The 15,206-nt window shown below is 65.0% G+C and carries 18 protein-coding genes; 4 read left to right on the forward strand and 14 right to left on the reverse strand.

Going from position 1 to position 15,206, the window contains the following annotated elements; genetic code table 11:
- Nucleotides 1-17 precede the first annotated feature (17 nt).
- Entirely contained in the window at nt 18-206 is a 189-nt protein-coding gene (locus tag XH92_RS04200; RefSeq protein WP_194458111.1) for a hypothetical protein, read from the forward strand.
- The gene (locus XH92_RS04205; protein ID WP_194458112.1) at nt 206-406 is read left to right on the forward strand and encodes a hypothetical protein; all 201 of its coding nucleotides are present in this window, start codon (nt 206-208) and stop codon (nt 404-406) included. The genes XH92_RS04200 and XH92_RS04205 overlap by 1 nt, the downstream gene beginning before the upstream one ends.
- 15 nt (nt 407-421) lie before the next feature.
- Here XH92_RS04205 and XH92_RS04210 read toward each other — a convergent pair whose 3' ends face one another.
- From XH92_RS04210 to XH92_RS04265, 12 genes are all read right to left on the reverse strand, one after another.
- Nucleotides 422-1,654, reverse strand: coding sequence for a DUF445 domain-containing protein (locus XH92_RS04210; protein WP_194458113.1), 1,233 nt, complete (start codon nt 1,652-1,654; stop codon nt 422-424).
- Nucleotides 1,655-1,675: 21 nt separating this feature from the next.
- Complete coding sequence (locus XH92_RS04215) at nt 1,676-2,515, reverse strand: EcsC family protein (protein WP_194458114.1); 840 nt, start codon at nt 2,513-2,515, stop codon at nt 1,676-1,678.
- Nucleotides 2,512-4,629, reverse strand: coding sequence for a heavy metal translocating P-type ATPase (locus XH92_RS04220; protein WP_194458115.1), 2,118 nt, complete (start codon nt 4,627-4,629; stop codon nt 2,512-2,514). Before XH92_RS04220 ends, XH92_RS04215 begins: the two co-directional genes overlap by 4 nt.
- A gap of 26 nt (nt 4,630-4,655) precedes the next feature.
- Nucleotides 4,656-5,213 carry an HMA2 domain-containing protein gene (locus tag XH92_RS04225; protein ID WP_194458116.1) on the reverse strand — a complete coding sequence of 186 codons (558 nt, stop codon included), beginning with the start codon at nt 5,211-5,213 and terminating at the stop codon, nt 4,656-4,658.
- Nucleotides 5,214-5,348: 135 nt separating this feature from the next.
- Nucleotides 5,349-5,744 carry a DUF5132 domain-containing protein gene (locus XH92_RS04230; protein ID WP_194458117.1) on the reverse strand — a complete coding sequence of 132 codons (396 nt, stop codon included), beginning with the start codon at nt 5,742-5,744 and terminating at the stop codon, nt 5,349-5,351.
- A gap of 236 nt (nt 5,745-5,980) precedes the next feature.
- Nucleotides 5,981-7,150 (reverse strand): cytochrome P450, encoded by a 1,170-nt coding sequence (locus tag XH92_RS04235; protein WP_194458118.1) that lies wholly within the window; start codon nt 7,148-7,150, stop codon nt 5,981-5,983.
- Between the two features lie 101 nt (nt 7,151-7,251).
- A complete protein-coding gene (locus XH92_RS04240; RefSeq protein ID WP_194458119.1) occupies nt 7,252-8,049 on the reverse strand; it encodes a helix-turn-helix transcriptional regulator in 798 nt (265 codons plus the stop codon).
- A gap of 129 nt (nt 8,050-8,178) precedes the next feature.
- Nucleotides 8,179-8,541, reverse strand: coding sequence for a nuclear transport factor 2 family protein (locus tag XH92_RS04245; protein WP_194458120.1), 363 nt, complete (start codon nt 8,539-8,541; stop codon nt 8,179-8,181).
- A 106-nt stretch (nt 8,542-8,647) separates the two neighbouring features.
- Nucleotides 8,648-8,968 carry a cupredoxin domain-containing protein gene (locus XH92_RS04250; protein WP_194458121.1) on the reverse strand — a complete coding sequence of 107 codons (321 nt, stop codon included), beginning with the start codon at nt 8,966-8,968 and terminating at the stop codon, nt 8,648-8,650.
- Between the two features lie 11 nt (nt 8,969-8,979).
- Entirely contained in the window at nt 8,980-9,501 is a 522-nt protein-coding gene (locus XH92_RS04255; protein WP_194458122.1) for a DUF4142 domain-containing protein, read from the reverse strand.
- A gap of 94 nt (nt 9,502-9,595) precedes the next feature.
- Entirely contained in the window at nt 9,596-10,285 is a 690-nt protein-coding gene (locus XH92_RS04260; RefSeq protein ID WP_194458123.1) for an RNA polymerase sigma factor, read from the reverse strand.
- Nucleotides 10,286-10,388: 103 nt separating this feature from the next.
- On the reverse strand, nt 10,389-11,297 hold the full coding sequence (locus XH92_RS04265) for a LysR family transcriptional regulator (RefSeq protein ID WP_194458124.1): 909 nt from the start codon (nt 11,295-11,297) through the stop codon (nt 10,389-10,391).
- A gap of 106 nt (nt 11,298-11,403) precedes the next feature.
- On the opposite strand from XH92_RS04265, the gene XH92_RS04270 reads away from it, so the two are divergent.
- Nucleotides 11,404-12,468 carry an aromatic ring-hydroxylating dioxygenase subunit alpha gene (locus XH92_RS04270; protein WP_194458125.1) on the forward strand — a complete coding sequence of 355 codons (1,065 nt, stop codon included), beginning with the start codon at nt 11,404-11,406 and terminating at the stop codon, nt 12,466-12,468.
- A gap of 13 nt (nt 12,469-12,481) precedes the next feature.
- Here XH92_RS04270 and XH92_RS04275 read toward each other — a convergent pair.
- Nucleotides 12,482-13,242, reverse strand: a protein-coding gene (locus tag XH92_RS04275) for an IS5 family transposase (RefSeq protein ID WP_210345572.1) whose coding sequence is annotated in 2 segments (ribosomal slippage) — nt 12,482-12,897 and nt 12,897-13,242 — 762 coding nt in all. Because the reading frame shifts where the segments join, the coding sequence is not laid out codon by codon here.
- 531 nt (nt 13,243-13,773) lie between these two features.
- Between XH92_RS04275 and XH92_RS04280 the strand changes: the two genes are divergently transcribed.
- Nucleotides 13,774-14,769: an alpha/beta fold hydrolase gene (locus XH92_RS04280; protein WP_194461102.1), complete on the forward strand. Its 996-nt coding sequence runs from the start codon at nt 13,774-13,776 to the stop codon at nt 14,767-14,769.
- A gap of 78 nt (nt 14,770-14,847) precedes the next feature.
- Here the strand turns inward: XH92_RS04280 and XH92_RS04285 are convergent, their stop codons facing one another.
- On the reverse strand, nt 14,848-15,198 hold the full coding sequence (locus XH92_RS04285; protein ID WP_194458126.1) for a RidA family protein: 351 nt from the start codon (nt 15,196-15,198) through the stop codon (nt 14,848-14,850).
- Nucleotides 15,199-15,206: the final 8 nt, after the last annotated feature.

Genomic DNA, 15,206 nt, shown 5'->3' on the forward strand with positions numbered 1-15,206 from the left:
TTGCCGGTCGCTCGGCTTTGAGCGGCAGCAGATGTTGCCGTCACGCGCCTTCCCGCCTGCGCGACGGCCGCTCGTTCCTGCTGGAGCAGGAGCAGCTGGTCGAGACGCTGCGCCGGATGCCGGGCGAGAATCCGGATTGCCTGTCGTTCGACACCACGATCGAGCAGATGACCACTGCGCCGGAAATCCGGATCCCGATCGGCTGATGCATATGACGACGCTCCCCGCCCTGCGCAGGCACGCTGCTCCCGAACCGCGCCTCCAGCGCCTTGCATTCGCGGACCGCGGGCGAGGCTTGACCCGCCGCCACTTCATCCTCGGCTGCCTCGGAATGGCGGCGGGCCATATCGTGCGGCTGCTCGACAGGCTCCAGCAATTGCCGTTGCTGCGAATTCGTTTTCCGTGACCTTGGGCGGACGCGCTAAAGCCAGCGCGAGACGGAGAAGATCAGCAGGCCGACCAGCCCGCCGACGACGGTGCCGTTGATCCGGATGAATTGCAGATCGCGCCCGACCTGCAATTCGATCCGCATGATCAGCGTTTCGGTGTCCCAGTTCTCGACCACCTTGCGGATGAAGGCTGCGATCTCCTGGCGGCGCGAGGCGAGGGCGCGCAGCGCGGCGACCCGAAGCCAGCGGTTGATGCGGTCGCGCATCTCGGCATCGTCACGGACCCGGGCGGCAAGCGAGATCAGCGCGGTTTCGATGGCATCCGCGATCGCGGCCGAGGTCGCCGCAGAGTTCAGCCGAGCCTCGATCGCCTGCCACATCGCGTCGATCTGCCGGATCACGGCAGGATTGTCGAGCATGCGCTGCTTCAGCTCTTCGCCCCTGGCGAGGTAGTCGGGATCGGTGGCGAGCCGGTCGATCAGACGCTCGACCTCGGCCTTGAGTTCGATCCGCCAGGGATGGTTTGGCTCGCGCATCTCGTCGAGGGTCTGACCGATGCCGGAGATGACGCGGTCGGCCACGATGCCGTCGACCCATTTCGGCACGAAGCGGTAGGAGCGCTGCGAGACCTTCTTGCGGATGGTCTCCTTGTTGTTGGCGAGCGCCTCGCTCGCCGAATTGATCAGGCGCTCGACGAGCGCCTGCGCGTCGCCATGCGCCCACAACAGCGCCAGCACGCGCGATGCGAGCGGAGCCACCGGAACTGCCGCGATCCCCTGCCGGGTTCGGCGGGTCAGGAAGGAATTGAGCTCGGCGCTCGGCGTCGCCTGCAGAGCCTGGTGGACCGCCGAGACCGTGCGTTGCGCGGCGCTGCGGGCGTGCGACGGCCGCTCGATCCAGTGCGCCGCCCAGCCGGCGATATCGACGTCGCGGATGCGGTCGCCGACCACGCGGGGCGACAGGAAGTTGTTGGCGATGAAGCGGCCCAGCGCCACCGCGATGCGCTGCTTGCTCTGCGGAACGATCGCGGTGTGCGGGATCGGGACGCCGAGCGGATGGCGGAACAGCGCGACGACCGCGAACCAGTCGGCGCAGGCGCCGATCATGCCGGCTTCTGCGAAGGCGCGCGGATAGGCCAGCCACGGCCAGTGCGGCTGCGCCATCGAGGTCGCCAGAAACACCAGCAGCATCAGCACGAGCAGGGCCGTGGCGAGTGCTCGCATGCGGCGCAGGTCGCGCAGCCTGGTGTCCTCAGGCGGAAGCACGGCGCCGATGTCCAATTGGCTTCATGCCGTCGCGACGCCGCGGCGCGGCGCGAGCCTCGCCGCGATCGCCGCATAATGTTGCCGAACGCCGGCGCTGCCATGGAGCCGCTCCAGCCGGCGCACGGTGAAGTGGCCCTTCGCGATCTTCTGGAAATGGTCCATGAAGATGACGTTGACGGTCGCGCCGAACGCTGCGCCGATGATCGGTACCGCGCCGGCCGCGGCCTTGTCGGAGACCACCAGCCCGAACCGGGAGACGATCTCGCTGACCAGATTGGAGATCACGGGGGCGGAGGCATCCACCGCGCCGCGCTCCAAAATATAGGCGGCCGCGTCGCTGGTGTATTTGCTGATCAGCGCGCGGGCGGCGTAATAGCCGATGTCGACATTCTCGTCGGTTCGCTTGGTGCCGTAGGCGAAGACTTCGAGACACGCGAGCCGTGCCTCGATCTGGGAGAGATCTTCACCCTGGTGCCGGGCGATCTCGGCAATCGCGCGCAGCATCAAGGTCGTCGTCAGAGGAAGCTCGACCGCCAGCGCACCGAAGCCGAACAGGCCGCTGACGCCGCCGGTCACCCCGGCGAGAAACGACGAGAAGGTGACCGCGGGCGAGGGCGGTGGCTTCTCGTCGAGCGTGTCGACGGCAACTTCCAGTCCCTTCATGACCGCCGTGCGCACCAGCCCGCTGAGCTGGCGGTTGGCGGTTTTCGGCAGCAGGTTGAGGACGCGATTGACGGGAACGCCGGCATAGTCGGCGATCCTCGCCGCGAGGTTGGAGCTCTCGAGCGTCTTGACGGCGGCTTGCAGTGCGGCGTGATCGCCGGGAGGAAGAACGAGGAGCTGGGTGACTTCCTGGCTCATTGATAGCGCAGTATCGGCCGTATGCCGTTGAAGCTCGCGAGGATCGCCGAGCCATTGCTGATGAGCGCGGTCACCTCGGGCGTGATCAGGCCGCCGGGCAAAGCAAGGCCAAGCGCCAGCGTGTTGAGCGCGGCGACGATGGCGTAGTTCTGCTTGATCAGGCTGACGGCGCCTTGCGAGATCTCGACTGCCTTGACCAGCTTCCAGAGCGAATCTTCCATCAGGATGACGTCGGCGGATTCGTGCGTGACCTCGGCACCGTGCTTCATCGCGATCCCGACGTCGGCGAAGCTCAGCGCGGGAGAATCGTTGATGCCGTCGCCGACCATGGCGACCCTGCGCCCCTGGCGTTGCAGCTCCTGGATGACGCCGGCCTTGTCGGCCGGCAGCATGTCGGCGAAGTGCTCGGTGAGCCCGAGATTCTCGCAGACCGCGCGCGCCACCACCGCATTGTCGCCGGTCAGCATGATGCTGTTCTTGACGCCCAGCGCATGCAGCCGCTGGATCACCGAACGGCTCTCCTTGCGGATCTCGTCGGAGTAAGGCACGAGGCCCGCGAGCTTGCCGTCCACCGCGATATAGAGGCTCGAATAGCCGCGCTGGTCGAGCGCGGCGCGATCGAGGGCCGAGGCGTCGACAGCGATCTCGCTCTGGCGCATGAAGCGCTGGTTGCCGACATGGACATAGTAGCCGTTGACCTGGCCCTCGACGCCGAGGCCGAGGCGGTAGGTGGTCTCGTGGCACGGCGGGATGTTGACGGCGAGCTGCCGGGCCCGTGTGCGTAACGCTTCGGCGACCGGATGCTGCAGCTTGGTTTCGGCGGCTGCGGCGAGCCCGAGCAAATGGTTCGGCGTGATCGAGTTCTGGTAGGAGATCACGTCGATGACGGCGGGCGTGCCGTGGGTCAGGGTGCCGGTCTTGTCGAACACCATGGTGTCGATCCCGGCGAGCTTCTCCATGTGGCCGCCGCTCTTGATGATCATGCCGGTGCGGGCGGCCAGCGTCATCGAGGACAGCACCGAGGTCGGCGCCGCGACGCGGATGCCGGTGCCGTAGTCGACGATCACCAGCGAGAGGAAGCGATTGAAGTCGCCCGAGACCATGGCGGTGCCGGTGGCGAGCGCCAGGGTGGGGGTCACCAGGCGGTCGGCGAAGCGTTCGGCATGGTTCTGCATGCGGGTGTCGCCGATCGGCGCGGATTCGATCAATCGCACGATCTGGCCTGCGGTGGTCGCGGTTCCGACGCGCAGCGCGCGCAAGGTGATCTGGCCCTCGCGGATCACCGTGGCGGCAAAGGCCGCTTCGCCCTTGCCGCGATGCACCGGCAGGCCCTCGCCGGTGATGGTCTTCTGGTCGATGGTGGCGGAGCCGTCGATGATCTCGCCGTCGACCGGGATCATCTCGCCGGGATACACCACGACGATGTCGCCGTTCTTGAGCTCGGCAGCGGGGATCGACACCACCTCGCCGTCGCGCAGCAGCCAGGCTGTCTTCGACTGGAATTCGAGCAGCTCATTGATCGCGCGCCGCGAGCCCGCCGCGGTCAGGTCGCGGATCCAGTCGCCGAGCTTGATCAGCCAGGTGATGATGCAGCCGGCCAGCGGATTGCCCTGGACCACCGACGCGCTGATCGCGAGCGTGTCGAGCACGTCGATGTTCAGCCGGCTCTCGTTTGCCCAGACCTTCCAGGCGCGCTTGGCGATCGGGATCGCATTCCACAGCATCAGCGGCATGTTGATCGCCGTGATCACCGGATTGGCGCTGAAGGCCATGAACAGCGACAGCGTCGGCAGTGCCAGCGGCGAGCGCTTGGAGACTTCCGGCGCGCTGGCGCGCGGCAACGCCACCTCCTGCGCGGCGCTCGCGCACAGCGCCTTGACGTCGGCGAGGCTCATGCTCCTGAAGCCGTTCAGCAGCGCCAGCAGCCTCTGCTCGCGGGCCGGATCATATTCCAGCACGAGGCTCGCGCAGTCGTAGTTGATCCGCGCGGTCCTGATACCGTCCTGGGCGCGCAGCCAGCCAAGGCAGGTCTCGCCGAACTTGCGATTGTGCCTGAGCGCGGGAATGCTCAGACGAATGCGCCCAGGCATGGAGTGGCAGAAACTGAAGTCCATGAATTTGCGCTCTCGCCCCTGGCGGGTCAGGCCGTCGCGCCTGCCGGCTCCGCCTGCTCCGCGGCAGCCATGTTGGCCTGGATCATGTGGTTGAGCGCAAAGATCGCCAGCGTGACCCAGACCGGCGTCGCCGCATTGGCGCCGACCTCGAAGATGGTGAAGCCGGCGATGCCCGTGGCGAGCAGGATCTTCAGATCGACCACGTTTCCGGTGGCGACCTTGATGCCGTTGTCGAAGTCCTTGAAGAAATCGACGATCACCCTGGCCGTATGCGAGTGCTCGGCGAGGTACTCGGCTTCCTGCTCGATCTTGGTTGCCAGCGCGTCGATCTCATTGGCCGGCGGCTTGTAGTGGCCGCCGGTGTGATGCTCCAGTCGGCCGTGAAATTCGTCGTGCCGCTCGGTGTCGTAGTGCAGCACGATGCTGCCCGTCGCCGGGTTGACGATGACTTCCTCGATGCCGGGAATGACGCTGAAGGTCTGCTTGATCTGCTCGAGAAGCTCGGGGCTTTCCTTGGCCGACGGCACCTTCATGCGAATCCGCCCCGGAATCTGATGCGCAATTTGCAGCTTCATCTTGGTCATCGCAATCCTCTCACAGCGTTCCAACGCCGGCGCGGGGACGCGAATGATGCCGTCGTCAAATTGTTTGCAGCGCCGGCGTCGCAAGCCCGATCATCGGCGCGCTGCGCCGCCGTGCACGTGCCCGTCCGGCCCGGTTCAGGCCGCGGACGAAGCCCGGCTCTCGGCCGCCGCCTTGCCCTCCTGCGCCTGGCTTTCGGCCTTCACTTCCGCGACGATGTCGTTCACCTGCTCGTGGGCCTCGGCAAACATCTCGCGCGACTTCTGGGCGAACTTGTAGGTGCCGCGAACGGTGGACTTGAACAGCGGATTGAGGGCGCCGGCGAGCTTCGGCAGATATTTCGGCGCGGCGACGGCGGCAACGCCAAGTGCAAGTCCCGGGAGCAAGGCAGCTTCGAACACGGCAGCGCCGACAGCCACCACCGCGACCACCGCAACCGTCTTGTTGATGCCGCCGCCTTCCTCGGAATCCTGTTCGGGGGCGTCATGGTGGAAGGCGGTATCGTGACTGCTACCATTGGTATTCGGGTTCATCTGAAATCCCTTGTGACCGCTCAACTGACTGCAGTTTCATCAATAACGGCGGATTGAAATGGATTCGTGACAGTTTGATTACAGCCGTCCGACCGGTTACGGCGGCATGGTGTCGCAACGCATTTGCCCAGCAAGGGACCGTCCGCATGGTCCGCGGCAAGCCTCGGCGGCGATATTTTATGTCTCGATGTATCCGTGCTGACGTCGATCCGCCGCAACGGCGGACGCGCTGCGCTCTACCGGTCCCACGTCACCGGCAAATCCAGCAGGCCGCGGAACGCCCAGCCGCCGATCCGCGGCGGCTTGTCCGCGATCAGGCGCAGATTGGTCAGCCTGTCGAAGATCGCGGGCAGGGCCACATCGGCGACCATGGCGCGCGAAGCCCAGGCGCCGGCGCAGAAATGCGGACCGGCACCGAACGCGATGCTCTTGCTGGCGTCGCGGCGCACGTCGAATGCGTCGGGTCGATCGAAATGCTTCTCGTCGCGGTTCGCCGAGCCGAACATCAGGAACACGCGCTCGTTGGTCTCGAACGCGACATCGCGGATCGTCCAGGGCTTTGCGATCCGCCGCGGCGACATCCCGATCGGCGAGATCCAGCGCGCATATTCCTCGAACACCTGCAGCCACGGGATCGCGCCGCTCATAGCCAGCGCGAGCTGATCCGGATGGGTCAGCAGCGCCCATACCGTGCCGGCGATCGCATCGCGCGGCTCGTTCTGTCCGCCCGAGATCGCCAGCTTGATGTTGGCGCGCACGCTTTCCATTGGCATGTCGGTCTGCAGCATCACGCCGAGCAGGCTGAGGTCGGGCGTCTTGCGCAGCCTGGGGACCATGTCGTCGATCGCGGCGTCGATGCCCGAGGTCGCGGCATGGCAGCGTGCCTCGATCGCGGCATCGCCGACATAATTGGCGATGCCGTCGATCATGCCTTGCGACCAGGCGTTCATGTCCTGGAAGCGCATATTGGTGAGGCCGGTGATCGATTTCAGGCATTCGGCCGAGAACGGGAGCGCGAAGGCCTGCACGAAATCGACCACGCCGTCCGGCGATAGTTCATCGAGGATGCGCGTCGCGTGTGCAGCGAACTGCGCGGTCCAGTGCGATCGCACGGTTTTCGGCGAGATCGCCGGGAAGATCGCCTTGCGCTCGTTCATGTGCGCATCGCCATCCTTGCGCATCATGTTGTGGCCCATCAGCTTGTTCATCAGCCCCTCGGGCTGGTGCGACGAGAACACGTCGATCTGCTTCTCGGAAACGAAGATGTCGTCGCGGTTGCACAGCAGCGTGCTGCCGAGCTGCGGCACAAAGGCGATCGGCGCCAGCTTGCGCATCCGCGCCAGCGTCGGATAGGGGTCCTGCCAGAAGGCGGGGACGTCGATGTCGAAATGGGGAGCGGTGCTCACGGCGTGATCTCGGGTTGGCCTTCAGGTTTCGAACCGAGCATAGGCCGGCAGACGCTGCCGGTCTGTCCCTACCGTTGGGGACAGGCGGCCGCTTGGGCGCTTCAGTTCAGCTGGCGTGCCGACGCCATCAGGCGCAGCGCGATCGCGAACAGCTCGTTCTGCGAGGAGATGCCGAGCTTGTCATAGGCGCGCTTGCGGTAGGTGAGTGCTGAATGCAGCCCGATGCCGAGCTCGGCGGCGATCGCTTCCGAGCTGAGGCCCGAAAGGATGCGCAGGCAGACCTCCTGCTCGCGCCCGGTCAGCCGCGCGAGCGGCTCAGCGGTCGCAAACAAGGTCTTCAGCCGCGCGATCGGATCAACATCCGCTGCCGGGTCGCGCTGGAAGTGCCGCGCCACCGCTGCGGTCAACGCAGGCGCGACCGCGGCCAGACGCGCGATCTGCTCGCGGCTGAAGCGGCCTTGCGCGGTGATCTGGTAGAAATTGACGTAGAAGCAGGTGTCGCCGGTCCAGATCGCGGAGGCGAACTTGTCGACGATGTCGGAATCGTCGAAGAAGATCTTGCGGTAGCCGTCGCTGTACATCCGGCGGGCGAAGTTCGGCAGCACGATCGGCACGGCCTGCGTCTTACCCTCGAACACCGCATCTCGGTTCGGGTCGGCCTGATGGAAATGTTCGGAATAGGCGATCCGGAGGTCGCGCCCGGTCGGGATGTTGCCGACGTCGAGCAGGCACGCGGCGGACCGCGGGCCTGTGAACGAGAACACCATGCAGTGACCGACGCCGGCGACGCAGCGCAGCGCGCCGATCAGCGCCTGCGGAAAGCCGTCGCGGCCGATCGCCAGCAGCGCCGGCGTGATGTCGCTGACGACCGAAGTCTTGAAGGCGAAATCTGCCTTCATGGCGTCCTCCCTGTGTTTCGGGAAGACTAGCAGCGACATTGCGGGGGTGGAAGTTCCCTCGTCATTCCCCGGTGCGCAATTGCGCACCTGAGGGCGACGCTCCGCGTCGCCCCGGAATGACGGGATTCATCAGGCGCCCGGCACCTGGTCGAGGAACCCGGTGATGCTCCTGATACGGCCGTCCTTCAGCATGGCGAAGTCGGTGCCCTTGATCGGGCTGTCGACGCCGTCAGGGCCAAGGCCCCAGGAGAACCGGACATGGTCGCCGAAGCCGTTCGGCTCGCCGATCAGCTTGAAGCGGAAGTCCGGAAACTTCTGCTGCACGCCGGCGATCAGCGCGTCGACGCCCTCATGGCCGTCGCCGCTCATCAGCGGATCGATATAGCGCGCGTCGGCGGTCCAGTTCTGGCTCAGCATCTCGCGGCGCCGGCTCGGCGTCCGCTCGTTCCAGAGCTCGATATAGTTGCGGGCGATCGTGGTGTGGTCGGTCATGGTGCTCTCCTTCCGATGGGCCGGACTGTGCGGCTGTCCGGACTATCGAAGGTTCGCGTGCGCCGATCGATTACCTCAGAGGTCATCGTGCAACTCATCGCGCAACTTATGGCGCGATGGTCAGCACCGCCTTCATGTTGGGGTGATAGCGGCAATAGTAGTCGACGGTGCCGGCCTTGGTCAGAACCGACTTGACCGTCTTGTTCGGCGCGATCGTCACGTCGAAGTCGCCGTTCTTCGCGGTGGCGGTGTGCGCCAGAACGTCCTTGTTGACCCATTCGACGGTGTCGCCGACCTTGGCCGATACCTCGGCCGGCGAGATCACCAGATTCTCCATCACGATCTGGATGGTGGCTGCATGCGCCGGGACGGCCATCGCGCCGAGCGCGAACAAAGCCAGCGTTGCGAGATAGCGTCTCGGCGACATCGCGCGTCTCCTTACTTCATGCTGGCCGCGACATGTTCGGCATGCTGCTGGTGGCCCTGGAAGATCTTCAGGCCGGTCTGCAGCAGGCTCTTCAGCTCGGGATTGCTCGCCGAGGGGATCAGCTGCGTCTCCAGCGCGGTGTTGACGGTCTTGTGGTAGCCGACCTCGTTGTCGATATAGGCCTTGTCGTAGGCGGTGCCCTTCAGCTTGCCGAGCTCGGCGAGCTTGTCGGCCGCCTGTTTCGACAGCGCCTTGCTGGTGTCGTTGTCCTCCGGCGTCACCTTCAGCTTCTTGACGAGGTCGAGCGCCTGCTTGTTCACCGCTTCATGGTCGCGCGCCATGTCCTTGGCGAATGCCTTGACCTCCTTGTTGGAAGCTTTGGTCTCCGCCTGCTTGGCGGCGTTGATGTCGATCACACCGGCCGTGTAGGCGATGTGCGCGATCTGCGGATCGGTCAGCTTTGTACCCTGGGCCAGCGCTGCTCCGGTGAGAACGCCGAGCGCGGCGACCGCGATGCTCAATCGAACGAACATGGTTTGACACTCCTGTTGAGCCGGGCGTAGCGCACGGCGCGTCGTTACTTGCACAGGAGTTGGATGGTGCTGATAGCCAGAGGTTCCCGAAAATCTATGCTGTGATGCCGAGCCGTTGCAGAACCGCCTCGGTCAATCGCGCGCAGCGTCGGCCCGCGAACGGAAAAGCCTCCATCACGATGGGGCCGATCTTGCGCTCGACATTGTCGCGCAGCATGGTTCGGGCGCGGTGCAGGCGGGTCTTCACGGTTTCCGGCTTGAGGCCGAGGATGTCGGCGGTCTCCTCGACATTCATGCCCTCGATCACACGGGTGATGAAGACGAGGCGGAACGCCTCGGGCAGTTCATCGATTGCGTGCTCGACGAATTGCTGGATTTCGCGCTGGGCCATGGATTTTTCCGGATCGGCCGCTGACGACAGCGGAAACTGGATGATTTGGGCTTCTGCGGCGCCGTTCGGCAGCTCGGACCACTCCACGCTGGCGCGCTTGCTGCGCAGCCGGCCGAGCGCCTCGTTCATCGCGATCCGCGACAGCCAGGTCGAGAGGCTGGAGTCGCCGCGGAATTGGTCCAGATGGGTGAAGGCGCGTACATAGGCGTCCTGAACCACATCCTCGGCCTCGTTGTCGTTGCGGAGGATGCCGCGCGCCAGCCGGAACAGCCGGCGATTATTGGCCTGCATGATGGCGCGGATCGCGGCCTCGTCGCGGGCGAGCGCGCGTCGCACGAGCTCGGCATCGCCCGAACGGATCGGCGGCATAGGCGTGACATGGGCCTGGCGCATGGCGGGCTCGCCCTCTCTGTTGGCGGTATCTTACCATTGGATGCCAACCGGCCGGACAGGTTCCCGAGAAAATGGTGCTCGGCCAAAAAGACCCGGTCAGCGGCTATGGCCTGATATAGGCCTCCGGATCGCCGCGCGCGTGCGCTTCCATCGCGTCGAGGAAGCAGCGCACCTTGGCCGGGACAAATTGCCGCGCCGGCAGCAGCGCGTGCACGTTGAGCGGCTCGCAGGCATGGTCCGGCAGCAGCCGCCGCAATTCGCCGGCCGCGACCGCGGCGCGGGTGTAGCTCGCCGTCACCCGCAGCACGCCATGGCCGGCGAGTGCCGCCTGCAGCCGGACATGGGCATTCGAGCTGGTCAGGCGCGCGCGATCCACCGCGAGATGTTCGACCACGCCGCCGGGAGCCGTGATCGCCCATGGCGGATCGCTGGGGCCGGTCAATAGCGGCAGCTTTCGCAATTCGTCCAGCGTGCGCGGCTCGCCGAATTTCTCCAGCAGCGCCGGCGCCGCGAACAGGCCGCGCTCGAGGGTGAAGACGCGGCGGATCACGATGCCGGCCGACGGCAGCGGCGCCTCCAGCATCGCGAACACGATGTCGTAGTTCTCGGCGATCGGATTGACGATGTCGTGCTCGACGTCGATCCGGATCGCGAGCTCCGGATAGCGGCCCATCACGGCGCAGGCGACCGGCCCTGCATGGTGCGCGCCGAATTCATACGGCGCCTTGATCCGCAAGGTGCCGGCGACCGCGCTCGACATCGCCAGCGCCTCGCTATGGGTGTCATGCAGCGCGGCGAACAACGGGCGGACCTTGCGGTAGATGGTCTCACCGGAATCGGTCAGCCGCAGGTGCCGCGTGGTCCGCTCGATTAGCCGCAGCCCGAGATTGGCTTCGAGACGCTGCACCGCAGCACTGAGGCTCGATTTGGGATGCCCGAGCACGCGCGCAGCCGCGGTGAAGCCGCCATGCTCGACAACCTCGCAAAACAGCTCCCAGTCGCGCCACTCCATGGCCGATTGTCCATCCACCGGTACAGTGTGTCCAGCCAAATCGGATTATCCCGATCGCCGGGATCACCTAACCTGATTGCAAGCAATAGTGCATCGGGAGGGTGAGATGGCTGACGACGGAATTTTCCTGCGCAACGCCTGGTACGTGGCGGCGCTGAATCACGAGCTGATCGACGGCAAGAAGCTGGCGCGCACCATATTGGAGCGGCCCATCGTGATCTATCGCGGCGCCAGCGGAAAGGTGGTCGCGCTCGACGACCGTTGCTGCCATCGCGCCGCGCCGCTGTCGATGGGCCGCGTCGAGGGCGACGACATCCGCTGCATGTATCACGGCATGAAGTTCGCGGCCGACGGCAAGTGCATCCAGATTCCCGGCCAGGACGCGATCCCTGCCAAGCTCGGCGTGCGCAGCTATCCGGTGGTCGAGCGCTACAACATGATCTTCATCTGGACCGGCGATCCCGAAAAGGCCGATCCGAAGCTGATCCTCGACTATCCGCCGCTCGAGAATCCCAAATGGCGCGGCCTGCCGGGCTACATGCACTACAAGGCCAATTGGCTGTTGATCGTCGACAATCTCAGCGATTTCGCGCATCTCGCCTTCGTGCACACCAACACGCTCGGCGGTTCCGAGGAATACGCCTACAAGACCAAGCCGGTCGCGATCGAGAAGCTGGACGACGGTTTCCGCGTCGAGCGCTGGCACATGGGCGCCGATGCGCCGCCCTACCACAAGAAGGTGATTTCCAATCGCGAGGACAAGGTCGATCGCCGCAACATCGGCCGCATGATCGTGCCGGGCATCTTCACGCTCGACACCACGTTTGCGCCGGCCGGGCAGGGCGTGGAGAAGGGCGTTCAGGTTCCGGGCACGCGATCATACCGCAACGCGCAGTTCATGACGCCGGAGACGCGTTCCTCGACGCACTTCTTCTGGAACTATCTGCACGATTTCGACACCGACAATCCGAACATTGCGCTGTCGCTGCGGCATTCTCTCGAGGAGGCCTTCAACGAGGACAAGGATTTCATCGAGGCGCAGCAGAAGGTGCTCGACGTCGATCCGGATTATCAGTTGCTGGCGATCGGCGCCGATGCGCCGCTGACCTATTTCCGCTGGCTGTTCGCGCGCAGGCTCGAGGCGGAGAAGGGCACGGCGCGCGCCGCCTAGGGCCGATCGACATTCATTGCATCCAGATCATTGCGGCTGCGAGATGGATGAAGCCAGTAAAGTTGTCAGATCGCCTGTCATAACGGGTTGCCAAGCGTCGGAAGTGTTTGAGCTGGCAAAAGCAGCGCTCGATGCGGTTGCGCTGTTTGTAGGCGTCGGCGTCGTGCGGAATGATGATCTTGCGGGTGCGGTTTGACGGGATCACCGCCGTTGCGCCGATTTCCGCGATGATCGCACGCAAGGCGTTGCTGTCATAGGCCTTGTCGGCGAGCACGGCATCGCCGCTCTGGCCGTGGAGCAGTGCGGGCGCCTGGGTGATGTCATTAACTTGCCCAGCCGTGACGATGAAGCGGAGCGGACGGCCGAGCGCATCAGCCAGCATGTGGATCTTGGTGGTCAGTCCGCCTCGGGAACGCCCCAGCGCCTGATCTTTGGCCCCCCTTTTCCGCTCGTCGCCTGCTGGTGGGCGCGAACGATGGTGCTGTCGATCATCAGATACTGGTTGTCGCGATCGGCGGTCAGAGCAGCGAACACGCGCTCCCAGACGCCGGCATGGCACCAGCGGCTGAAGCGCTGATGCACCGTTTTCCACTTGCCGTACCGTTCCGGCAGGTCGCTCCAGTGTGCGCCCGATCGCAAGACCCACAAACATCCGTTGACGAACAGTCGATTGTCCGCAGCCGTCCGTCCCGGGTCGCCGGCTTTCCCCGGCAGCAGTGGCGCAACCCTCGCCCATTGCGCCTCCGTCAGCTCATATCGTTTCGCCGCCACCATCTGCTCCGTGTCTCGAATCACGGAACTCTATGAATCAGCGATCAAACCGCTTGGGAATCCTGAATGTCGATCGGTCCTAGAGCATGATCCGGAAAAGTGTGAAGCGGTTTTCCGAAAAGATCACGCTCAAACAAGCAGCGAAAGCGCGATGATGATTCAACCCAATCTCATCGCGCTTTAGTCCGCTGAAACGACGGCGGTTGCTGCTTGGCAGCAAGCCGCGCCGGGATCGCGAGATCGTGACGTCCCGGCGTGGCTGCCGCTCCAGCCGATTTGGCGTAGACTGATTCAACCTGAATTTGTCGGTTCTTGATCAGGGTGAAGGTTTTGGCCCGCGTTGGCCAGACTATCCCGGTAGCGATCAATCGGTGTACGAGCTTGCCCGACAAGACGGATCCATCGGATCGAAGTGCGAGCACCTGGGCGCAGGACGCTTGGCTATGGCCGTTTGAAGCCGCGCGATTGGCGCTGGACATCTACTCGCAGTGGTACCCCAATCGTGCGCCCGAGCCGACAGATTCGTCGGGCGAAGTGGCGGCGCTGGCCTGGACGACGGCCCATTCGGTCGCGCTTCAACTGCCGTCGATGCGCCTGCTGGATTTTTCGCGAGCGCTCGAAGGCCCGCCGCTGCTGGTCTGCGCGCCCTATGCGCTGCATCGCGCGCAGATCGCGGATATTGCACCCGGCCACAGCCTGATGGAGGCGTTGCAGAAGGCAGGCGTTGCGCGTCTCTATCTCACGGATTGGCGCTCGGCGGCGCCGGAGATGCGATACTTCTCGATCGACACCTATCTGTCCGACCTCAACGTGGCCGTCGACACGATCGGGCCGCCCGTCGACCTTGCCGGTCTCTGTCAGGGCGGCTGGCTGTCGTTGCTCTATGCGGCGCGCTTTCCCGGCAAGGTACGGCGGCTCGTTCTCGCCGGCAGCCCGGTCGATGTTTCGGCGCCGTCGGACCTTTCCAGGATGGTCGCCTCGCTGCCGCAGCAAGGCTTCGAGGCGATGGTGCGGCAGGGAGACGGGATCGTCAGCGGCAAGCACATGCTGCAGCTCTGGAGCATTCCGTTCAGCTTGCCCGACGTGGAAGCGGCGCTGCAGCGCCGGCTCGACGGCAAGTCGGAGGATGCACGGGTGCTGCTCGACCGTTTCACGCACTGGGACAGCGATCCGCTTGATCTGCCCGGTACCTACTACCTCGAAGTGACCGACTGGATCTTTCGCCAGAACCGGATTGCAGCCGGACACTTCGTCGCGCTTGGCCGTAAAATCGATCTTGCTGCGGTGACGCTGCCGGTCTTTCTGCTTGCTGCGGAGAACGACATCGTCGTTCCGCCCGACCAGGCGTTTGCGACGATGCGGCTGTTGGGCACGCGGCCCGCGTGGCTGCAACGAGAGACCGAGCCGTGCAGTCACCTCGGCCTGTTCATGGGCCGCAGGGCTCTGGCCGGTTCGTGGCGCCGGATTGCCCGCTGGCTTCAGTCCGATCTCGGCGAGACCGCGAGCGAGCGATCGCGGATCAGCGCGTGAGTGAAAAATGAGAATGCCCCGAACTGCAATTTTGCAATCCGGGGCATCCGACATCGATCGCGACAGCGTGCCGCGCGCTTACTTGGCCGCGACGACCATGATCTCGACATTGTACTGCGGCGCCGCGAGCTTGGCCTCGACGGTGGCGCGGGCCGGGGTGTTACCCTCCGAGACCCACGAGTCCCACGCCGCGTTCATCTCCGGGAACGTCTTCATGTCGGTGATGTAGATCGTCGCGCTGAGCAGCTTCGACTTGTCGGTGCCGGCCTTGGCGAGGTGGCCGTCGATGATCGACAGGATGTCCTTGGTCTGGTCGGTGACGCTGCCGCCGGCGGCCTTGCCGGCGACGACGCCGGCGAGATAGACGGTGTTGCCGTGCACGACGGCCTGGCTCATGCGCGGGCCGGTTTCGAAACGCTGAATGCTCATTTGGGTCT

The sequence above is a fragment of the Bradyrhizobium sp. CCBAU 53421 genome (assembly GCF_015291625.1).
GTDB lineage: Bacteria > Pseudomonadota > Alphaproteobacteria > Rhizobiales > Xanthobacteraceae > Bradyrhizobium.